The organism is Kribbella sp. WER1 (assembly GCF_054189145.1).
On record NZ_CM135186.1, the window covers coordinates 5,804,385 to 5,825,937 of the forward strand.

Sequence of the window (21,553 nt, forward strand, 5' to 3'; positions counted from 1 at the left end):
TCCCCAATGGTCATTTGACGGCGCCGCCGATCGCACCGGCGGCGATGTACTTCTGTGCGGCGATCAGCAGCACGACGGCCGGGATCGCCGAGAGCACCGCGGTCGCCATCACCGCGTTCCAGTTCTGCACCTGGGTGCCGAGGTACTGGTAGATCCCGAGCGTCACCGGCCGCACGCCGCCCTTGGTGGTCAGCGTCAGCGCGAACAGGAAATCGCTCCAGGAAAACAGGAAACTGAACAGTCCGGCGGTGATCAGCGAGTTCCGGCTGATCGGCAGCACGATCGCCACGAACGCCCGGAACAGGCCGGCCCCGTCCACCCGCGCGGCCTCCACCAGCGACGGCGGCAGCGAGAGCATGAACGACCGCAGGATCAGGATCGCGAACGGGATCCCGCTGGCGCAGTTCGCGATGATCAGTCCCGGGATCGAGTTCAGCAGCCCGATCCGTTCGTACGCGGTGTAGAGCGCGTTCGCGATCACGATGCCGGGGATCATCTGCGAGATCAGGATCGCGAGCAGCCCGATCGACACCCAGCGGGACCGGAACTGGGACAGCGCGTACGCACACGGTGTCGCGATCGCGAGACTCAGGACGACCGTTCCGGCCGCGATGATCATGCTGGTGACGAGGTTCCCGCCCTGCTCGTCGAGGGCTCGCTTGTATCCGGAAAACGTCGGATGCAACGGCAGGAAACCCGCGGTCAACGTGTTTCCGGACGGCTGCAGCGAGGCGTTCAGCATCCAGTAGACCGGGAACAGCATCAAGCACAGGATCAGCACCCCGATGACGGTGTACGCCGTACGTCGCATCGTGCCCTCCTACTCGTCGACCGCGCGACGGGTGCCGCGCAGGTAGAAGATCGCGAACACGAAAGAGATCGCGATCAGGATGTTGGACAACGCCGCGCCCTGCCCGAACCGGAAGTCCACGAACGACTTCTCGTAGGACTGGGTGGCCAGCGTCTGGGTCGCGTTCGCCGGGCCGCCGCCGGTGAGGCCGAGGATGATGTCCAGGACCTTGATCGTGTAGACGACGCCGAGCATCAACAGCACGCTCGCCACCGAGCGCAGGTTCGGCCAGGTGATGTACCGGAACGCGCGCCACCCGGTCGCGCCGTCCAGCTGCCCGGCCTCGTAGAGCTCGTCGGGGATCTCCGCGAGACCGGAGTACAGCAGCGTCACGTTGAACGGGATCCCGATCCAGATGTTCACACCGATCACCGCGATCAGTGCGACCGACGGCGAGTTCAGCCACGGCACCGGATCACCGATCAGGTGCAGGCCCATCAGCGTGCGGTTCAAGATGCCGCTGTCCTGTTCGAGGATCGAGCGCCAGGTCGCGCTGGACACGATCAACGGCAGCAGCCAGGGCAGCAGCAACAGCGACCGGAGCAGGCCGCTGAGCGGAAAACGGTTTCGGAAAAACAGCGCCAGTCCGAGCCCGATCACGAACTGGAACGCGATCGAGCCGATCGTGAACAGCGCGGTGTTCAGCATCGCGTCGGAGAACAGCTTGTCGGTCACGACCGTGCGGTAGTTCTGCAGCCCGACCCAGGGCGCGACGCCGGTGAAGAACGTCTTCAGCCCATAGTCCTGCAGGCTCATCAGCAGGTTCTTCACCACCGGGTAGCCGAACAGCGCGAGCATCGCGACCGCGGCCGGCAACACGAACAAGACCTTGGTCAGGCTCTCGCCCCGCTGGTGCCGGCCGCGCACCCGCGCGCGGCCGGCCGTGCTGGTTTCCGTCGTACGTGTGAGCGTCGCCATCTTGTCATCCCGCCGATCAGCCGCCGGAGGCCTGCTTGAACGCGTCCTGCGCGGTGGCCTTGCCGGTCAGCGCCAGCTGGATCGCCTGGTAGATGACCTTGGCGGCGTCCGGCCACTTGTCACCGAGCTTGCCGGTCCGCGAACGGGCGGTCTTCACCTGCTCGGCGAAGGCCTTCATCGACGGCACCTGCTTGGCGTACTCGTCCAGCAGCGCCGTCTTGGTCGGAATCGTGAACCGGGCCTTGGCCCAGGCCAGCTCGTTCTCGTCCGAGTTCAGGCACTTCACGAAGTCCGCGGCCTTCTGCTGCTTGGCCTGGTCCTTGTTCAGCGGGACCGTCCAGGCCTCACCGCCGAGCGGCGCGACCGGCGTCTGGTCCGGCTTGTTCAACGGGAACGTGACGACGTCCCACTTCACGTTCGGCGACTTCTGCAGCGCCGGGATCTGCCAGGGGCCGTTGAGCATCATCGCGGCCTTCCCGGCCACGAACTGGTCCTTCACATCGCCCTGCGTCCAGTTGATGACGCTCTTCGATGCCGACCCGTCCTTCACCAGATCCACCCACAGCTGCAGGGCTTCGGCCACCTGCGGGCTCGTCAGGTCGGTCTCGTCGCCGCCGTTGGTCCACATCGCCGGCAGGAACTGCCAGGACCCTTCGTACGTCGCGTTCGCGTTGAACGCCATCCCGTACCGGCCGGGCTTGGTGAGTTTCTTGGCCGCGGCCTTCAGCTCGTCCCAGGTCTTCGGCGGCTGGACACCGGCCTGCGCCAGGATGTCCTTGTTGTAGAACAGGGCGATCGTGTTGGTCACCGGCGCCAGCCCGTAGAGCTTGCCCTGGTACGACGTCGCGTCGACCATGCCCTTGATGACGCCGTCCGCGTTCAGGCCCATGTCGTTCAGCGGCGCCAGCGCACCGGTCGCGGCGATCTGCTGGACGTCGGGGTTGTCGAGCATCAGCACGTCCGGCAGTGTCTTCGACGACGCCTGCTGCAGCACCTTCTGGATCAAGGTGTCACCAGGCACCGTCTCCCGCTGGATCGTGATGCCGAGCTGCGACGCGCAGCTGTCGAGTCCCTTCTGTACAAGGGATTTGTCCGGGTCGTTGTTGTAGTAGTCCAGGATCGTGAGGCTCTTGACGCTGTCGCCGGAGCTGGCCGACTGGCCGCCGCCGTTGTTGCCGCAGGCGCCCAGCAGGAGCGACACCGTCGTCGCACCCGCCAGCGCGGCGGCGATCCGCTTGCTGATCATGACATCGGACTCCTTCAAAGCGTTTAACCGATGGACGAGGGGCGGAGTGATTTGCTTGTGGATTGGGCGGTAAACCGCTTAACTGAGGTGTTGAAGGACTATGTTCCCTACGTCACATCGCTGTCAAGGGCTCAGAGGGGGTCGATCGATGGTCACGATGAAGGACGTCGCTCAGCGGGCCGGTGTCTCGATCGCGACCGTCTCGTTCCTGCTGAACGACACCAAGCCGGTGACCGCCGCCACCCGGGCCCGGATCGAGCAGGCGATGCTCGACCTCGGCTACCGCCGGAACATGGTCGCCCGCGCGCTGGCCTCGCGGCGGACACACATCATCGCGATGGCGTACCCGGCGCTCGAGCACAAGTTCGGGATGTCCACCGCGGAGTTCTTCACCAGCGCGGCCGAGGCGGCCCGCAAGGAGGACTACCACCTGGTGCTGTGGCCGGTCGGCAACGACGGCGTCGAGCTCCGGGAGCTGCTCGGGCAGGGCCTGGTGGACGGCGTCGTACTGATGGAGGTGCAGCTCGACGACCCGCGGATCGACGTACTGCGGAAGGCCGCGACGCCGTTCGCGCTGATCGGGCGGACGACCGAGCCGGCCGGGTTGTCGCACGTGGACATCGATTTCGACACGACGGTCGAGGACGCGGTCCGGCACCTGTACGACCACGGGCATCGGCAGCTCGCCCTGATCTCGGGTGATCTGGACGACCCGCGGTTCCACGAGTACGGGCCGTGGGTGCGGATCGACGCGGCGTACCGGAGGGTCGCGGCGGCGTACGGCCTGCCGGTCGTGGTGCTGCCCTGCTCGGACACGACCTCGGCGGGGAAGGCCGCGGTCGAGCGGCTGCTCGCGGAGTACCCGGAGACGACGGCGGTGCTGGTGCTGAACGAGTACGCCGCGCTCGGGGTGGTGTCGGGGCTGAAGCGCGCCGGGTACGACGTACCGGGGGACGTGTCGGTGCTGTCGTTGCTGATGGTGCCGGAGACCGCGGCGATGACCGACCCGGAGCTGACGATGATGCGGACGCCGGGCCCGGAGCTCGGGCAGCTCGGGACCGAGGCGTTGATCCGGCAGCTCGAGGGCGCCGATCCGCTGCCGCCGCAGCTCGTGGCCGCGAAGCTGTCGCCGGGCGCTACGGTCGCAGCGCCCAGAGCGCCGCGACCAAAGGCCGGTGCAGGTCGGCGCGGCGCGCGCAAAGCCCGATCGTGAGCGGGGCGAGGTCGGCCGGCAGCTCCTCGAGCTGATCGCGGACGGCCGACGACTCGAGGACCAGCCGCGGTACGACGCCGACGCCGCAGCCCAGCGCCACCAGCGCGAGGAGCGCTTCGTGGCCGTCGGCTTCCGCCGCGATCGTTGGCTTGACCCCCGTTTTCCGAAACCAGCGAAACGCGTTTTCCCGTACCAGGCCGCGGGCGGGGACCACGTACGGTCCGTCGGGCGGACTGCCGGCGGCGCGGACCAGGACCAGGTCGGTGACGGCTACTGTGCGGGTGACCAGGGTCTGCGGGAGGCGCTTCGGGATGCCGGCCACGGCGGCGTCGACCTCGCCCTCGTCGAGCCGGGCGAGCGCGGCGGCCGCGTCACCGGTGCGGAGGTTCAGCTGGATCTGTGGATGCTGCGCACGCAGAGGGCGAAGCAGGTCTGGTAGCAGGGTCTGGCAGGCGGTCACGGTCGCGAAGATCCGTAGCTCCCCGGTCAGATCCTCCTCGGCGGCGTCGCGATAGCCGGCCCAGAGCTCCAGCGCCTGCTCCGCGTACGCCGTGAACCGCCGCCCCTCCGCGGTCAGCACCACACCCCGCGGCCCCCGATCCAGCAACCGCGCCCCGACCCGCGCCTCCAGCCGCTGGATCGTCCGCGTCAACGTCGCCGCGCTGACGTGACACTCCAGGCTGGTCCGCCCGTAGTTGAGCGACCGCCCCAGATGCAGAAACAACTCCAGCTCCCGCTGTTCCACCTGCCGACCTCCTCTCCTACCGGGATCGAGTGTTCCACATCCTGCAACGGCGCGATGCGAAGGTTGCGCTTGCTGCAACGGGCCGGCGGATCGTTGACTGGAGGGCATGGAGAGTTCGGTGTTTCGGGTCGAAGCGATGGACGTGCCGGGTGGGACCGAGGCGATCGTGCGGGGTGGGCGGGACCTGTTCCCGTTGCTGCCGGAGGCCTTGCACGGGGTGGAGCGCATCGGGGTGCTCGGCTGGGGACCGCAGGGCCGGGCGCAGGCGCTGAACCTGCGGGACTCGCTCGCCGGGACCGGGATCAGCGTCGCGGTCGGGCTGCGGCCGGGGTCGCGGTCAGCGGAAGACGCCCGCGCGAACGGGTTCAGCGAGGCGGACGGGACGCTGGGGGACTGGCTGAAGGTGGCGGCCGGGGCCGATCTGGTGATCCTGCTGATCGCCGACGCCGCGCTGGCCGCGCACCACGAGCAGATCTTCGCGGTCCTGAAGCCCGGCGCGACCATTGGCCTGTCCCACGGTTTCCTGCTCGGCCACCTGCGCGAGATCGGCAGCGCGTTCCCGGATGGGCACCCGGTGATCGCGGTCTGCCCGAAGGGCATGGGCGATTCGGTACGCCGCCTGTACCAGCAGGGCGCGACCGTCAACGGCGCCGGGATCAACGCCAGCATCGCCGTCCACGCGGACCCGGACGGCCACGCCACCGACCGGGCGCTGGCGTGGTCGGTCGCGCTCGGGTCGCCGTACACGTTCGCGACAACGCTTTCCGCCGAGTATCACTCGGACATCGTCGGCGAGCGGGCGATCCTGCTCGGCGCGGTGCACGGCCTGGTCGAGGCGCTGTACCGGTACTTCCGGATCGGCGGCGCGGACCCGGTCACGGCGTACGAGCGGTCCACCGAGGCGATCACCGGGCCGATCGCGCGGACCATCTCGGACGACGGGATCGCGGCCGTGCGGGCGGCGTCCGGGGACGGGGAGCTGTTCGACCGGGCGTACTGCGCGGCGTACCGGCCGACCCGGGACCTGGTCGCGGAGATCTACGACGAGGTTGCCGACGGCACCGAACTGCGCAGCGTGATCCTCGCTGAGCAACGGCTCGCGGACCGGCCGATGACCGAGATCGGCGGCAGCCCGATGTGGTCGTACAGCGCCGAGGTCCACGCCCGCCGGGGTACGGCGGCCACCGCGATCGATCCGGTCACGGCCGGGTTGTTCGTGGCCACGATGATGGCGCAGGTGGACGAGTTCGCCGCCCGCGGGCACGCCTGGTCGGAGATCGTGAACGAGTCGGTGATCGAGGCGGTCGACTCGCTGCTGCCGTACATGCACGCCCGCGACGTCGCGTACATGGTCGACAACTGCTCCCGCACCGCCCGGCTCGGCACCCGGCGCTGGGGCCCGCGCTTCCAGGCGGCGTACGAGCAGATCGCGCTGCCGCACCTGGACACTCCCGCGGATCCCGCCGAGATCAAGGGATTCCTGGACAGTCCGGCCCACGACGCCCTGGCCGCCGCCGCCAAGCTCCGACCATCGGTGGACATCTCCGTCTAGCCTATGGGCCATGACGCCCGAGATGACTCGCGCCCGGCTGGTTCCGATGCGGCCGCGGGATCCGCACGAGCCGGGCCGGGTCGCCTCGTCGCTGGAGCTGTTCTTCGACCTGGTGTTCGTGGTCGCGGTCAGCGTCGCGGCGTCCCAGCTGCACCACTCGTTGTCCGAAGGGCACGTCGGCGACGGCCTGCTGTCGTTCGTGATCGTGTTCTTCGGGATCTGGTGGGCCTGGATGAACTTCACCTGGTTCGCCACCTCGTTCGCCACCGACGACTGGCTGTACCGGTTGCTCACGATCGTCCAGATGAGCGGCGTCCTGGTCCTTGCGGCCGGCATCGAACGGGTCTTCACCGAACACGATTTCCGGATCGTGGTCCTTGCGTACGTCGTGATGCGGGTCGCGATGATCGCCCAGTGGCTGCGCGCCTCGCACTCGGCCGGCGCGGCCCGCCGCGCGACGCTGTACTACGCCGGCGGCATCGCGATCGTGCAGGTGCTCTGGCTGGTGATGCTGCTGCTCCCAGATTCGGTGCAGCTCTTTGCCTGGATGCTGTTCGCGATCGCGGAGATCTCCGTCCCGGTGATCGCCGAGCGGCGCGGGATGACGCCGTGGCATCCGCACCACATCACCGAGCGGTACGGCCTGTTCACGCTGATCCTGCTCGGCGAGAGCCTGCTCGCCTCCGCGAACGCGATCATCGAGGCACTGCACGACCACGAGTCGCTCGGCCCGCTGATCGCGCTGTCGGTGCTGACGCTGGTGGTCACGGCCGCGATGTGGTGGATCTACTTCTGGCCGCCGCACCACACCGCGATCAGCTCGTTCGCGCGGTCGCTGCGGTACGGGTACGTGCACTACTTCGTGTTCGCCGCAGCCGGTGCGTTCTCGGCGGGCATCGAGGTGGAGATCGACAGCATCACCCACCACACCGAGCTGAGCGAGGTCGCCGCGTCCTACACGGTGACGATCCCGATCGCGATCTTCGTGCTCGGCATCTGGTGGATCGCGATCCGCGACAACGCCGACCGGGTGGTCAACGTCGTCGTACCGCTGGGCGCGGTGCTGGTGCTGCTGGATCCGCTGATCCCCATCCCCTTCGCCCTGACCGCCGTCTTCATGGCCGGCGTGGTCGCCACGCTCGTCCTCCACCCGCCCGTGCGACCCGCCGACTGAGGGAACGACCCGTCAGGCCAGCTCGGCCAGGGCGGTGGCTACTCGGCCTTGGGCGGATTCCAGGGCGGCCTTGGCGGCCGGGATCGGGGCGCCGGTGAGCAGGTGCACAAGGGCCGGCTTGAGCTCGCCGTCGGCCGCGGCCAGGGCGGTCTCACAGGCGGCCTCGTCGGCGCCGGTGGCCTCGCCGAGGATCCGCAGCATCCGGCCGCGGAGCTTCTTGTTGGTCGCGACCAGGTCGACCATCAGGTTCGACCAGGTGCGGCCGAGCTTGATCATCAGCGTGGTGGAAAACGCGTTCAGAATCATTTTCTGAGCGGTTCCGGCCTTCAGCCGGGTGGAGCCCGCGATCACCTCGGGGCCGGTGTCCGCGGCGACCACGATGTCGGCCAGCGGGGCCAGCGGGGCGTCCGGGTTCGAGGTCACCAGGACGGTGGTCGCCCCGGCGGCGCGGGCGGCCTTCAGCGCGCCGGCGACGTACGGCGTACTCCCGGACGCGGCGAGGCCGACGACCAGGTCCTGCCCGGTGACGGCGGCCGCGTCGGTGGCGCCGCCCTCCTCGGAATCCTCGACGTTCTCGACCGCGCGGAGCAGCGCCGGCATGCCGCCGGCGTGGTGCGCGACGACGAGGCCGTCCGGCACGTGGAACGTGGGCAGCAGTTCGGCCGCGTCCAGGACCGCCAGGCGTCCCGACGTACCGGCGCCGAAGTAGTGCACTCGGCCGCCGCCGCGGATCGCCTCGACCGCGGCGTCCACGGCCTTGGTCAGCTCCGGGATCACAGCGCCGACGGCCCGGGCTACCAGGGCGTCCTCGTTGTTGACCATCTGGAGGATCTCGGACGTGCCCACCGCGTCGATGGCCAGCGTCCTGGGGTTGCGCTGCTCGGTCGGTGAGGTCACGGGATCGATGTTAGTTTTCTACTGAAGGATTTTCAATTCCGTTCATCGTTGACGGAAATGGTTGACGTCACTCGGAACCTTTGAGCCGGTGCCCGCGGACCGACGTGGCGGTCTCCTCGAGCGCCTTCCGGGCGTCCGGCAGCACCTGCTGGGCGACCCCGATGAACAGGCAGTCGATCACCGTCAGCTGCGCGATCCGGCTCGACATCGCACCCGAGCGGTACGTCGTCTCGCGGGCGGCCGTGGTGAGGACCAGGTCGGCCGTCTTGGCCAGCGGGGACCGCGGGAAGTTCGTCACCGCGACCGTGGTGGCGCCGTGCTTGGCCGCCTCCTCGAGCGCCTCGACCACCTCGACGGTGGTCCCGGTGTGCGAGATCCCGATCGCCACGTCGCCGTCGCCGAGCAGCGCCGCGCTCGGCAGCGCCACGTGTACGTCGTTCCAGGCGAACGCGACCCGCCGGATCCGGTGCAGCTTCTGCTGCAGGTCCATCGCCACGAAGGCACTCGCGCCGAAGCCGTACAGATCGACCCGCGGCGCCTTCGCCACCGCGTCGACGACCTTGCCGAGCGCGTCCACGTCGACCTGCTGCGCGGTCTCCCGCACGGCGCGCTCGTCCGCGAACGAGACCTTGCTGACCACGTCCGCCAGCGAGTCGCCGGGCTCGATGTCCCCGCCGACCTCGGGACGGACACTCTCCTGCGCCGACTGGGCCGCCAGCTGCAGGCGGAGCTGCGGATAGCCGGGGACGCCGATCTGTTTGCAGAACCGGATGACCGTGGTCTCCGAGGTGGAGGCCACCTCGGCCAGTTCGGAGATCGTCATCGCCGCCACTCCGCCCGGGTCCGCAAGGACCGCGTTCGCCACCCGCTGCTCGGCCGGCGCCAGCGCGGGCATCACCGCGCGGACCCGGACCAGCAGCGGCCCCGTGGGTTCTGGAGAGGTTGTTGAATTCATGACAGCCACGGTACGGCGCCCATGCACGAGATGGGGTCACCGACGCGAAAGTCTCCAACCTGTTGCGGTAAATGATTCAGGCGTTCGTTCACCGTCGAGAAGTTGACCACTCCCGCTCGTGATTTTCACACCGTCGACGTACACGCCGCGGCCCTGGTACAGCGGGTCGCTGGTGTAGCGCCAGCGAATGGTCTGCTTGCCGGTGCCGAGCTCCGCGGTCACCTGATGCCAATGCCGGTCGCCGGAGCCGCTGATCGAGCCGTCGGTGTCGATCACCGAGCCGCGATCCCTGACGCTGAACGGAGCCTTGGTCCAGGTCGTCCCGTCCGCGGACGTCTCCAGATACAGCAGATCCGAGTCCTCGGTGTCCACGAACAGGTCGAACGCGAGCTTCGCGCCGCCTGCCGGTACGTCGACCGTGGTGGCCAGCGTGGTCGTCGCGTTGTCCGTCGTCCCTGAGAACCAGGCGTCCTTGCCGTGCCGCGGTCCGACGCCGAGCGCGAGCGCCAGGCCTTGCGCGACGGCACGCCGGGCCGGGTTGTTGCTGCCCCAGTCGCGGCTCGGGTGCACGCGGTTCGTGAGCAGGATCGCGAACGAGCGGGAGTCGAAGTCGATCACGATCGACGTCCCGGTGTAGCCGGTGTGGCCGGCCGTGCGCGGGCCGGACAGGCCGCCCATGTACCAACGCTGGTCGAGTTCGAACCCGAGCCCGTGGTCGTTGCCCGGGAACGCCTGGTTGAAGTTCGTGATCATCGCGGTAACTGAGGATTCTTTAAGGATTCGGGCACCGCGGTAGCTGCCGCCGTTGAGGAACGTTTGCGCCAGTACTGCCATGTCGTCCGCAGTACTGAAGACGCCCGCGTGGCCGGCGACGCCGCCGAGCGACCACGCGTTCTCGTCGTGCACCTCGCCCCACACCATCCCGCGCGGCGGCGAGGACTGGTACTCCGTGGCGGCGATCCGCGGCTTCTTCTTCGGGTCCGGGTTGTAGCCGGTGTCGCGCATCTGCAGCGGCTTGGTGATCCCGTCCGCGACCAGCTTGTCGAGGGTCTTGCCGGTGACCCGGTGCGCGACCTCGCCGAGCGCTATCAGGTTCAGATCGCTGTAGAGGTAGGTGGATCCGGGCGCGTTCTGCAGCTTGGCGGTCAGCGCCATGTGCAGCCTCGATGCGGGGTCGGGCTGCGAGCTCCACAACGGCAGCCACGCCGGGAATCCGCTGGTGTGCGTGAGCGCCTGCTTCACGGAAACGTTTTCCTTACCGTTTTCCGCGAATTCCGGGACGTACGTCGCGATCGGCGCGTCGAGGTCCACCTTGCCCTTCTCGACCAGCTGCATCACCACGATCGACGTGAACAGCTTGGACACCGACGCCATGTCGAAGATCGTGTCCGGACGCATCGGGATCTGCTGGTCCGCGGGCAGCTCGGTGCCGGCGCCGTCGGCGTACTTCAGCGCCAGACCGGTCGCGGTCCGGGTGACGATCTTCCCGTCGTGGCCGAGCAGCGTGACCGCCCCGGCGTACAACGGTTTCGTCGTACCGCTCGGCTTGGTCCAGCCGGCGACCTGGGCGAGGGCGGCGTCGATCGGCGCCGGGTCCAGGCCGGCCTTGGCCGGGGTCTCGTCGCGGAGCAGCGTGGACTTCGGCGCGTAGCCGTCGTACGGCCGGTCGAACCGGCCGGAGTTGTTGCTGCTGGCAACTGCAGGGGTGGCCATCGTGAGTATCACCGCAGAGATCGTCGTCATTGCGGCCCACCGCTTCATCGGTGGGCTCCCTTGTAGAGCAGGTACTTCGCGCGCCGGGCGGTCCAGGCGTCGGTCTCGGACTTCCAGGCTGCCACGATCTCCTCGGCGGACGCATCCGCCGAAAGCATGGTTCGGAACCGATCGGATCCGGTCAGCAGGTCGATCCACCGGCCGGGTGGGGTCTCCGCCCGCCAGCTGAAGTCGGGGTAGAGCTTACGGGCCTCGACGATCATGTGCGTCGCCGCGGTGATCGCCTCCACCCGGTGCGGGTCGGTGATCTGGACCTGGACCCCGCCGCAGAGCACGTTCGCGTTCTTGCTGATCGACGGCGTGAAGTACGCCTCGCGGAACGCCACGCCCGGGATGTCCTTGGTCTGCAGCGCCTGCGCCCAGCGGTAGTCGACGTACGGCGCGCCGATCAGCTCGAACGGGCGGGTGGTGCCGCGGCCCTCGGACATGTTGGTCGCCTCGAACAGGCACAGGCCCGGGTAGAGCAGGGCGGTGTCCGGGGTCGGCATGTTCGGGCTCGGCATCACCCAGGTCAGGTCGGTGTCGGCGGACAACTGGTCGCGTTTCCAGTTCTTCGCCTCGATGACGGTGAGCTGCTTCAGCCGTCCGCCGTTCGGCTCCAGCGGGAGGTACTCGGCGTCGAACATCCGGGCCAGCTCGCCGACCGTCATACCGTGCTGCTGGATGATCTCCTTCTTCCCGACGCCGGAGGTGTACCCGGGCTTCAGCATCGGGCCGCGCGCGTACCCGCCGACCGGGTTCGGGCGGTCCAGCACGACGAACCGCGCACCGGTCCGGACGGCGGCCAGCATCGCCTCGAACATCGTCCAGATGTAGGTGTAGAAACGGGCGCCGACGTCCTGGATGTCGAACACCACGGTCTCCACGCCGGACTTCGCGTAGAGCGTGGCGAGCTTGTCCGCGTTCGCGCCGTACGCGTCGTACACCATGATCCCGGTCCGCGGGTCGACGTGGTCGCCCTCCGAACCACCGGCCTGGGCGGTACCGCGGAAACCGTGTTCGGGACCGAACACCGCGACCACGTCGACCGCGCCGGAGGCGTGCATCGTGTCGACGATGTGCTGCAGGTCCGGCAGGATCCCGGTCGGGTTGCTGATCACGCCGACCTTCTGGCCCGTGAGTGCTCGCCAGCCGTCGCGCGCCAGCACCTCGGCGCCGGACTGCACCTTCCGGTTCGAGACCGCCTGCGCGGCCGGTACGTCGATCAGCGGGGCGGCGGCCAGCGCACCGGCGCCGGCCAGCAAACTGCGTCGCTTCATGTCGGTCTCCTCAGGAACGGAACGAGAGGTCGGCAATCATCGGCCGGTGGTCACTGGCAGCTTCGGCCAGCGGAACCTCGGCGGGTACTGCGGCGCGCCGGACGGTGAAGCCCGCGCCGACGGTCACGAAGTCGATCCGCTTGTCGGCCGCGACCGCCGGATAGGTGGACGGGCCACCGGTGGTCTTGGCCGCGGCGGTCCACGAATCGGTCAACCGGGTCCACAACCCGCCCAGCTCGGGCGCGGTCGCCTCCGCGTTGAAGTCGCCCACGAGAATCTGCAGGTCGGTCGACGGGTCCTGGGCGAGGATCTGCAGCGTGTCCGCCACCTGCAGGCGCCGGACCGTCGGGTCGCCGCGGTAGTCCAGGTGCGTGCAGTACACGTGCACCCGGCGCCCCCGCACCGCGACCTCCACCTCGAGGAACCCGGGTGCCGGAGCCGGTACCGGATTCGGGTCCTGCGTGGAGAGCCGAGTGATCGGGTGGTTCTGCACGTTCAGCAAGGGGAAACGCGAGAGTACGCCGACGCCGTACTGCCGCCGCGGCTGTCCCGCGGCCGGCGGGTCGAAGTCGTAGATCGGTGCGAACGCCGGGTACATCCCGAGCTTGGCGGCCAGCTCCGCGATCGTGTCCAGCCAGTCGCTGCGCTTGTCCCAGTGGACGTCGACCTCCTGCAACCCGATGATGTCCGCGTCCAGCGCCTTCAACGCCTGCGCGGTCCGCTCCAGGTCGAAGACGTTGTCCTCGCCGGCCCCCGCATGAATGTTGTACGAGGCAACGGTTAGCCGGGTGTCCCGCGGGTCGAAGGTCAGCCCGTGGCCGAAAGGAAACAGTGTTTCCGGAGTTTCCGAATGCGTCGGAATTTCCACCGGGAGCTTGCCGGCCGGCGCGATCTCGCCGTACAGCACCTTGGCGAGGGCCTCCATCGACACCACGGTGCTGCCGTACGTGACGAGCGCGGTCTGCGGTGCGTCGAAGTACGCGACGTCGTACGGGTCGCGGACCGGGACGACGACCACCGGGCGGCCGGTGGCGAGCAGGCCGTTGACGAGCTTCTGCTGCTTGGCCAGCTTGTCGGTGACCTCGGTGTCCCAGGCTTTGTTGGTCAGCACAACGGTCAGGTCGGCGGTGCCGGCGGCGGCCAGCGCGTCGGTGATCTTGGCGTCGGTCGGCGTGGTGCCGGTGTCCTTCACCACGGTCGTCGCACCCCGGGTCTGCAGTGCGGTCGCCAGCGCGGCCGGGGCGTACCCGGTGACGAGGATCTTGCGCGGTGCGGGGGACAGCGGCAGCAGGTCGGCGTCGTTGCGGAGCAGCGTCGTACTGCGGTCCGCGATCCGCTGGGCCTCCGCGTAGTTGACCGGCGTACCGACGATCTTCGCGATCCGGTTCAGGTCGACGTACGGGCGCTCGACCAGGCCGGTCTCGTGCTTCAGTTTCAGAATGCGGGTGACGCTTTCGTCGATCCGCGCCTCGCTGATCCGGCCGCCGCGGACGGCGTTCAGCACCGAGTTGTACGCGAGCTCGGGGTTGACCGGCATCAGCAGCTGGTCGACACCGGCCTCGATCGCGCGCAACGGGATCTCGGCGTCGCCGTACTTGTCCCGGACACCCTGCATGCCGAGCGAGTCGGTGATCACGACGCCGTCGAAGCCCAGCTGCCCGCGGAGGATCCCGGTCAGGATCGGCCGGCTCAGCGTCGCCGGGTCACCGGACGGGTCGAGCGCCTTGACCACGATGTGCGCGGTCATGATCGACTGGATCCCGGTCCGGATCGCGGCCTGGAACGGCGGCATGTCGATCCGGTTCCACTCCTCGCGGGTGTGGTGGATCTCCGGGATGCCGACGTGGCTGTCGGTGTCGGTGTCGCCGTGACCGGGGAAGTGCTTCGCGGTCGAGACGATCCCGCCGTCGCGCTGGTACCCCTTGACCTGGGCGCTGACCAGCTGCGCGACCAGGGCGGGGTCGGAGGAGACCGAGCGGACGCCGATCACCGGGTTCAGCGGGTTCACGTTGACGTCCGCGTCCGGGGCGAAGTCCGTGGTGATGCCGAGCGCCTTCAGCTCACGGCCGGCGATCGCGCCGGCGGACCGCGCGAAGGCGGGGGAGCGGGTCGCGCCGAGCGCCATCCCGCCGGGGAACTGGGTGACCGGCGGCCCGACCCGGACCACCGAGCCGTACTCCTGGTCGGTGCCGATCTGCAGCGGTACGCCGGTGTTCGCGAGCGCTGCGGCCTGCAGTCCGTTCGACAGGCCGGCGATCTGCGCGGGGTCGCGGACCGAGTCGGTCCAGGTGAAGTAGATGACGCCGCCGAGGTGGTATTTCGCGACCACCTCGGCCGGTGTCGCGACGCCGTACAGGCTGGTGTTGCGGGCGTCGGCGGTGGCGGCCGTCGGGCCGTAGGCGTAGCAGACGAACAGCTGGCCGACCTTCTGTTCGAGGGTCATCCGGCGCAGCGTCGCGCGGACCCAGCGATCGGGGTGCGCGGGCGCGGCCATGGCAGTGCGGGTGGCGGCGGGGGTTGCGGCGACCGTCGTACCGGCGACGGCAGCGGCGGCGAGTCCGAGGGTTTGGCGGCGGGTCAGTTTCATCGGTGTCACCAACTCAGTCCGGGCGGGCAGGGGCGAACGCCAAAGTAAGTCAATTACTCATACTCCCCCGAGACGCGAAAGTTACCCACGCGCGCACGGTGGGTCAAGAGTCGGTGACGCACCGCGCGACGGCGCCCGTCGAGGGAAGTGCGACCGCGAGGATCGCGGGCTCGGCCTCCGGGAGATGGAGGACTGTCAAACCGGGGGGTGTCGGACGCCGCAGGCCACCGTCTTCCAAACCTGTTCCCAAGGCTTTTCCTACTGCTTCCTTGGCGGTCCAAAGCTGCAGGAAGGCGCGCAACCGGTCCGGCTGATCCTCCATCCACTCCAGCTCTTGTGGGGCAAACCAATGGTTGGCGATCGGGTCGAACTCGCGCGGGCGGACCTCTTCGAGGTCGATGCCGAGCGGGCCGTCGTAGGACGCGGCGACGGCGACGAGTTGGTGGCTGTAACTGATGCTCACCGCCAGATTGGGTACATGCGGCCGGCCGGTGGCGTCGTGGGTGAGGACCGGGTCGTCGACCAGCGTGCTCGCCAGCTCGAGGAGCAGTGCGTGCGCTGTCGGCCGAGGGGTGGTGCCGCCGCGGGCCAGTCGGAGGTGGACCTGACTCGCCATCGGACGAAGATAACTTGTCGACAAATAGCCTGCGGAACTGGTCCTTTGTGGCGGGCCGCGACTGGACCTGTAGCGCGTACCGGTTCCGCCTTAGCTTCGACTCATGACCGCCGTTTGTGAGCTCCCCAGCGCCCGCCTCGTCGACACGTCGTTCGCCAAGCTGCTGGCGATGGTGTTCGGCTCGGGCCTCAGCATGTACCTGCTGACCTCCGTCGTACCGCTCTACCTCGCGGCCAACGGTGCCGGCGGGATCGGCGCCGGGCTGTCCACCGCCGCGATGATGTTCTCCGCGGTTGCCGTCGAGCTGCTCGTCCCGCGAATGCTCGCGCGCTGGGGGTACCGAATCGTCCTCGGGCTCGGGCTGGTCCTGCTCGGCGCGCCGGCGCTCGTGCTGCTCGCGACCGCGTCGCTGCCGGTCGTGCTCGCGGTGTGCGTGGTCCGTGGGGCCGGGCTCGCGATCCTGGTCGTCGGCGCGGTCGCGCTGGTCGCGGACCTGACGCCGTCGGCCCGCCGCGGCGAGGCGCTCGGGGTGTACGGCGTGGCGGTCGGCATTCCCGCGGTGATCGGGCTGCCGCTCGGCGTGTACCTGACCCATGTGATCGGGTTCGCCGCGCTCTTCGTCCTCGCGGCGGTGGCCTCGCTCGCCGGGCTGGTCGCGTTGGCCGGTCTGCCGGCGAAGGTCGGCGCGGAGGAGCAGCACGTCCGGGTACTGGGCGGCGTACGGGGGAGTGGGCTGCTGACGCCGTCGCTGGTGTTCGCGGCGGTCACGGTCGCGGCGGGGATCAGCGTGACGTTCCTGCCGCTGGCGGTTGCTGCCGGCAAACAGTCGATGGTGGCGACAGCCCTTCTGCTGCAGGCGATCGCGGCACCGTTCGCCCGGTGGGTGGCGGGGCGGTACGCCGATCGCATCGGCCCGGCGAAGCTGCTCGCCCCGGCGCTCGTACTCGCTGCTTGTGGTGCTGGATCGCTGGTGTTCCTGCCCAGCCCGGTGGCGATCCTGCTGGGATCAACCGCTTTCGGAATCGGCTTCGGCGCCGCGCAGAACCTCACACTGACGCTGATGTACAACCGCGTCGACCGCACCCGCTACGGGCAGGTCAGCGCGCTGTGGAACCTCGCGTACGACGGGGGCTGGGGAACGGGCGCCATCGTTTTCGGAATCGTTGTTTCCGGGGTCGGGTATCCGATGGCGTTCGCGCTGACCGCGGGCGTTGTCGCGGTGGCCGTCGTACCGGCCGTCAGAGCTTGCGGAGCCTGACCCAGCGGACCGCGTGGTCGGGGCCTTTGCGCAGCACCAGGGTCGCGCGCGGGCGGGTGGGCAGGATGTTCTCCCGGAGGTTCGGGCCGTTGATGCCGTCCCAGAGCGATTCGGCCTTCTTGACCGCCTCGTCGCGGCTCAGCTCGCCGTACCGGACGAAGTACGACTCGGGGTTTCGGAACGCTGTTTCCCACAGTTTCAGAAAACGTGCGACGTACCAGGACCGGATGTCGTCCGCGGCCGCGTCGACGTACACCGAGAAGTCGAAGAAGTCGCTGACCGCGAGCCCGCTCTTGCCGTCCGCGTGCCGGGGCGCCGGCTGCAGGACGTTCAGGCCCTCGAGCAGCAGGATGTCGGGCTGCTCGACCGTCGTCCGGACGCCGGGCATCCGGTCGTAGTGCAGGTGCGAGTAGACCGGCGCCTCGACGGTGTCCATCCCGGACTTCACCTCGACCACGAAGCGCAGCAGCCCCTTGCGGTCGTACGACTCCGGGAACCCCTTGCGCTGCATCAGGTTGCGGCGCTCGAGTTCGGCGTTCGGCCACAGGAAGCCGTCCGTGGTGACCAGCGCGACCCGCGGGTGCTCGGGCCAGCGGGCCAGCAGTTCGCGGAGCAGCCGGGCGGTGGTGGACTTGCCGACGGCAACGGATCCGCCGATCCCGATCACGAACGGGGTCCGGGTGGCGACCGGTTTGCCGAGGAAGCTCTCGGTGTCGGAGTGCAGCGCCCGGGCGTGCCGGACGTACAGCGACAGGATCCGGGACAGTGGCAGGTAGACCTCGCGGACCTCGTCCATGTCGATCTCGTCGCCGAGGCCGCGGAGCCGTTCCACCTCGTCGGCCGTCAGCGGGGAGATCGTGGTTTCGGCCAACTGGGCCCAGGTGGCCCGGTCGAGCTCGGTATAGGGAGTCACCTCCCGTGACGGCTGCAGCATGTGGCCCATTGTTCCCATCGGGGCCGGATGCACCCACATCGGGCGGGCGTGGCCTTGGTCTCAGCTCCGGCACAGTGTCTCAGCTACGGTACGGTCTCGAAACTTTCGGTCACCGTTTCGTGACCGGCTGATATGTAAGCATCAGCCGCGATGAGCGATCTGGCCTGGCTGGCGACCCAGCGGCTTCCCGAGGTGACGGTGCACGCCTCCGGGGTGCTCGCACAGACGATCCGGGCCGAACTGCGGCAGACCCGGCGGTTCCGGACCGAGGTGCAGGCGGCGATCTGCACGATGAACCGGGTGCGGGAGACCGCCCTGTGGCAGGAAGTCGAGGCGGCGCTGCCGGAGCACGGTCTCGGCGTCGAGGGCTTCGTGGTGGTGCGACGAGGCAACGACCTGGTGGTCGCGGCCGAGGGCGGGCACGGGCTGCTGTACGGGTACTTCTACCTGCTGCGGTACTTCGAGTGGATGGGCGGCGACTTCACCGTCGTCGAACGGCCCGCGATCCCGATCCGGATGCTGGACCACTGGGACGAGCTGTCCGGGACGATCCACCGCGGCTACTCGGGCGGCTCGATCTTCTTCCGCGACGGCGCGGTGGTGCCGGACCTCGGCCGGGTGCGCTCGTACGCGCGGCTGCTCGCCTCGATCGGGATCAACGCGGTCGCGCTCGGAAACGCGGAACTGCCGGACGTGGCGCGGCTGGCCGGCGTGTTCCGGGAGTACGGGATCGCGGTCAGCCTGGCGATCGGCTTCGTCGACGACCCGCACGACGAGCGGGTGGCCCGGTGGTGGTCGACGGCGATCTCCCGGGCGTACGACGTGGTCCCGGACCTGGGCGGGCTGGTGGTGCGGTCGGGACACGACGTCGAGGCGGCGAACCTGCTCGCGCGGGCGGTGGCGCCGTACGGCGGAACCGTTTTCTGGCGGGTTTCCGGCGCGGGTTCCGCGCGGGACTGGCGGGATCGGCAGGCCGACCCGGCTCGGGCGGCGTACGACGAGTTCGTGCCGCTGGACGGGCGGTTCGAGGAGAACGTGGTGCTGCAGGTGCGGCACGGGCCGCTGGAGTTCCAGGTCCGGGAACCGGTGGCGCCGCTGCTCGGGGAAATTCAGGAAACCGTGTTCGGAATCGAGTTCCAGGTCACGCAGGAGTTTTCCGGACAGCAGCGGGACCTCTGCTACCTCGGGCCGTGGTGGCGGGAGATCCTGCAGTTCGACACCACCGGCGGCGGCGCCCAGACCGTTGCCGACCGCATCGGTGCGATCGTTGCCGTCTCCAACGTCGGCGACGACCCGAACTGGACCGGGCACAAGCTTGCGCAGAGCAACCTCTACGCGTTCGGGCGGCTGGCGTGGGACCCGGCGGCCGATCCGGTCAGCCTGCTGCACGAGTGGGCTGCCGCGACGTTCGCGATGGACGACAGGACCCGGAGCGAGCTGGTCACGATCATGGCCGGCTCGTGGCGGACGTACGAGCAGTACACCGCGCCGCTCGGGGTCGGGTACATGGTCACGCCCGAGACGCACTACGGGCCGAACGTGAACGGGTACGAGTACTCCGGGCGCGGGACGTACCACTACGCGGACCGGTACGGCGTCGGGGCGGATCGGACGGTGAAGACCGGGTCGGGGTTCACCGCGCAGTACCCGGAGCCGCTCGCGAGTGTGTACGAGGACGTGTACACGTGTCCGGACGAGCTGCTGCTGTTCTTCCACCACGTGCCGTACGACCACGTGCTGCAGAGCGGGAGCACGGTGCTGCAGCACATCTACGACACGCGCTTCCAGGGGTACGCCGAGGTCGAGGCGATGGTCTCGCGCTGGCGGGTGATCGCCGAGCGCTTCGAACCCGCCGTACGGGAGAACATCACCACCCGCTTCGAGGCGCAGTTGGCCAACGCGCGGGAGTGGCGCGATCAGGTGAACACGTACTTCTACCGGCTCAGCGGCGTACCGGACACCCATGGCCGGACGATTCACCGTTGAGCCCGTTCCCGGCACGCTAGGCTGGCCGAAAGTTTCGGACCGGGAGGTGTGGTGAACGAGCGGCCTACGATTGCGAAAATTGCGGAACAGGCCGGGGTTTCGGTGCCGACCGTGTCCAAGGTGCTGAACGGCCGGTCGGACGTGGCCGCGGCCACCCGGGCGCGGATCGAGAGCCTGATCCAGGAGCACGGGTACCGGCGGCGGAGCGCGAGTACGGCGGCCGGGCCGATGATCGACCTGGTGTTCAACCAGCTCGGTGGCGAATGGGCGATGGAGCTGATCCGCGGCGTCGAGGAGGTCGCCCGGTCCGAAGGCGTCGAGCTCGTCCTGTCCGAGTGCGGCGGCGCGCTGCGCCCGCGGCAGGAGTGGATCGAGTCGGTGCTGAACCGGCGGCCGGTCGGCGTGATCATGGTGTTCTCGGACCTGGACGCCGACCAGCGGGCGCAGCTGGAGACCCGGCGGATCCCGTTCGTGGTCGTCGACCCGGTCGGCGACGTCGGGGACGACGTACCGTCCATCGGTTCCGCGAACTGGAACGGCGGCCGGATGGCGACCACACATCTCCGGACCCTCGGGCACCAGCGGATCGCGATGATCGGCGGGCCGATCGACACACTCTGCTCCCGGCAACGGGTCGACGGCTACACCGACGCACTGCGCTCGACCGGGGTGGAGATCGCGCCGGAACTGATCCGCTGGGGCGACTTCGAAGTCGGCGGCGGCTACCGCGAGGCGCTCGCCCTGCTCCAACTCCCGGACCCGCCAACCGCAATCTTCGCCGGCAGCGACATGCAAGCCCTCGGCGTCTACCAGGCCGCCCGCGAACTGGGCCTCGACATCCCCCGCGACCTGTCGGTCGTCGGCTACGACGACCTCCCGGTCGCCCAGTGGGTCACCCCGGCACTCACCACCGTCCACCAGCCCCTCCACCAAATGGCCGAACTCGCCGCCCGCGTAGTCCTGGACCTCTCCCGAGGCAAAACCCCAGCCGCCCTCCGCCTCGACCTGGCCGTCACCATGAAAGTCCGCCAATCCACCACCCAAGGCCCCCACTGACCGCTCCCACACGAACGGACCTCCCCTCAAGCGGCTGGTTCTCCCTCCCATGTGAGACAAGAACCAGCAACACCAAGGGATATCCCCTCGCACACGCGAACGAGCCGACCCACGCAGCCGAGGTGGCCAGGCGGACCCACATCCGCAGGAGAGACGCCATACGCCGGGTGTGGCAGCGGGCTCGGGGGTGTGCAGGCGAGATGCCGGGGGTGGCAGCGGGCAGGCCCCGGGGCGTGCAGGCGAGACGACGTCGGCCGGGTGTGGTGGCCAGTAGCCCCGAGGGCGCGCGGGCGAGCGGACATACGCCGGCTGTGGCGGCCGGTGGGCCCCGGGGTGCGGGCGAGACGACGTACGCCGGGTGTGGCGGCGGGCAGGCCCCGGGAGGCCCCGGGCGTACGGGCGAGAGGACTACGCGGGCGTGGCGGGGCGGGCCCGGGGCGCGGGCGGGAGGACGTACGGCGGGGCCGGGCAGGGCCGAGCGGGCCGGCCAGGGCCGGGCAGGGCCGAGCGGCACGGGCGGGAGGACCTGCAGCG

At 69.3% G+C, this 21,553-nt stretch carries 17 protein-coding genes; 6 read left to right on the forward strand and 11 right to left on the reverse strand.

All coding sequences use genetic code 11. The features are described from left to right. Window positions 1–10: 10 nt before the first annotated feature. Genes ACXJJ3_RS28280 through ACXJJ3_RS28290 form a run of 3 tightly spaced genes read right to left on the reverse strand, consistent with a single transcriptional unit; the run spans window position 11 to window position 3,014 of the window. The gene (locus ACXJJ3_RS28280) at window positions 11–811 is read right to left on the reverse strand and encodes a carbohydrate ABC transporter permease (RefSeq protein WP_458164865.1); all 801 of its coding nucleotides are present in this window, start codon (window positions 809–811) and stop codon (window positions 11–13) included. 9 nt (window positions 812–820) lie between these two features. Further along, window positions 821–1,768: a carbohydrate ABC transporter permease gene (locus tag ACXJJ3_RS28285; protein WP_458164866.1), complete on the reverse strand. Its 948-nt coding sequence runs from the start codon at window positions 1,766–1,768 to the stop codon at window positions 821–823. Window positions 1,769–1,784: 16 nt separating this feature from the next. Continuing rightward, window positions 1,785–3,014, reverse strand: a complete 1,230-nt coding sequence (locus tag ACXJJ3_RS28290) for a sugar ABC transporter substrate-binding protein (protein WP_458164867.1) — start codon at window positions 3,012–3,014, stop codon at window positions 1,785–1,787. 148 nt (window positions 3,015–3,162) lie between these two features. Here ACXJJ3_RS28290 and ACXJJ3_RS28295 point away from each other — a divergent pair, with 148 nt between their 5' ends. Further along, complete coding sequence (locus ACXJJ3_RS28295; protein ID WP_458164868.1) at window positions 3,163–4,227, forward strand: LacI family DNA-binding transcriptional regulator; 1,065 nt, start codon at window positions 3,163–3,165, stop codon at window positions 4,225–4,227. Here ACXJJ3_RS28295 and ilvY read toward each other — a convergent pair. Beyond that, complete coding sequence (gene ilvY / locus ACXJJ3_RS28300) at window positions 4,151–4,972, reverse strand: HTH-type transcriptional activator IlvY (RefSeq protein ID WP_458164869.1); 822 nt, start codon at window positions 4,970–4,972, stop codon at window positions 4,151–4,153. The genes ACXJJ3_RS28295 and ilvY overlap by 77 nt on opposite strands. A 118-nt stretch (window positions 4,973–5,090) precedes the next feature. Here ilvY and ACXJJ3_RS28305 point away from each other — a divergent pair, with 118 nt between their 5' ends. Further along, window positions 5,091–6,524, forward strand: coding sequence for a ketol-acid reductoisomerase (locus ACXJJ3_RS28305; protein WP_458164870.1), 1,434 nt, complete (start codon window positions 5,091–5,093; stop codon window positions 6,522–6,524). Window positions 6,525–6,534: 10 nt separating this feature from the next. After that, window positions 6,535–7,698 (forward strand): low temperature requirement protein A, encoded by a 1,164-nt coding sequence (locus ACXJJ3_RS28310; protein WP_458164871.1) that lies wholly within the window; start codon window positions 6,535–6,537, stop codon window positions 7,696–7,698. 12 nt (window positions 7,699–7,710) lie between these two features. Here ACXJJ3_RS28310 and murQ read toward each other — a convergent pair whose 3' ends face one another. The 6 genes from murQ to ACXJJ3_RS28340 form a co-directional block, all read right to left on the reverse strand. Next, the gene (gene murQ / locus ACXJJ3_RS28315; RefSeq protein ID WP_458164872.1) at window positions 7,711–8,595 is read right to left on the reverse strand and encodes an N-acetylmuramic acid 6-phosphate etherase; all 885 of its coding nucleotides are present in this window, start codon (window positions 8,593–8,595) and stop codon (window positions 7,711–7,713) included. 67 nt (window positions 8,596–8,662) lie between these two features. Continuing rightward, a complete protein-coding gene (locus ACXJJ3_RS28320; protein ID WP_458164873.1) occupies window positions 8,663–9,550 on the reverse strand; it encodes a MurR/RpiR family transcriptional regulator in 888 nt (295 codons plus the stop codon). Between the two features lie 36 nt (window positions 9,551–9,586). Next, complete coding sequence (locus tag ACXJJ3_RS28325; protein WP_458164874.1) at window positions 9,587–11,311, reverse strand: serine hydrolase; 1,725 nt, start codon at window positions 11,309–11,311, stop codon at window positions 9,587–9,589. After that, window positions 11,308–12,582 carry an exo-beta-N-acetylmuramidase NamZ family protein gene (locus tag ACXJJ3_RS28330; RefSeq protein ID WP_458164875.1) on the reverse strand — a complete coding sequence of 425 codons (1,275 nt, stop codon included), beginning with the start codon at window positions 12,580–12,582 and terminating at the stop codon, window positions 11,308–11,310. The genes ACXJJ3_RS28325 and ACXJJ3_RS28330 overlap by 4 nt, the downstream gene beginning before the upstream one ends. Window positions 12,583–12,592: 10 nt before the next feature. Beyond that, on the reverse strand, window positions 12,593–15,169 hold the full coding sequence (locus tag ACXJJ3_RS28335) for a glycoside hydrolase family 3 N-terminal domain-containing protein (protein ID WP_458164876.1): 2,577 nt from the start codon (window positions 15,167–15,169) through the stop codon (window positions 12,593–12,595). Between the two features lie 103 nt (window positions 15,170–15,272). Continuing rightward, window positions 15,273–15,785: a 4'-phosphopantetheinyl transferase family protein gene (locus tag ACXJJ3_RS28340; protein ID WP_458164877.1), complete on the reverse strand. Its 513-nt coding sequence runs from the start codon at window positions 15,783–15,785 to the stop codon at window positions 15,273–15,275. Window positions 15,786–15,888: 103 nt separating this feature from the next. Here ACXJJ3_RS28340 and ACXJJ3_RS28345 point away from each other — a divergent pair, with 103 nt between their 5' ends. After that, window positions 15,889–17,043 (forward strand): MFS transporter, encoded by a 1,155-nt coding sequence (locus ACXJJ3_RS28345; protein ID WP_458164878.1) that lies wholly within the window; start codon window positions 15,889–15,891, stop codon window positions 17,041–17,043. Here ACXJJ3_RS28345 and coaA read toward each other — a convergent pair. Continuing rightward, window positions 17,024–17,977 carry a type I pantothenate kinase gene (coaA, locus tag ACXJJ3_RS28350; RefSeq protein WP_458164879.1) on the reverse strand — a complete coding sequence of 318 codons (954 nt, stop codon included), beginning with the start codon at window positions 17,975–17,977 and terminating at the stop codon, window positions 17,024–17,026. The two genes, ACXJJ3_RS28345 and coaA, sit on opposite strands and share 20 nt — an antisense overlap. Before the next feature lie 150 nt (window positions 17,978–18,127). Between coaA and ACXJJ3_RS28355 the strand changes: the two genes are divergently transcribed. Further along, entirely contained in the window at window positions 18,128–19,963 is a 1,836-nt protein-coding gene (locus ACXJJ3_RS28355; RefSeq protein WP_458164880.1) for an alpha-glucuronidase, read from the forward strand. Window positions 19,964–20,014: 51 nt separating this feature from the next. Further along, window positions 20,015–21,019 carry a LacI family DNA-binding transcriptional regulator gene (locus ACXJJ3_RS28360; protein WP_458164881.1) on the forward strand — a complete coding sequence of 335 codons (1,005 nt, stop codon included), beginning with the start codon at window positions 20,015–20,017 and terminating at the stop codon, window positions 21,017–21,019. Window positions 21,020–21,553: the final 534 nt, after the last annotated feature.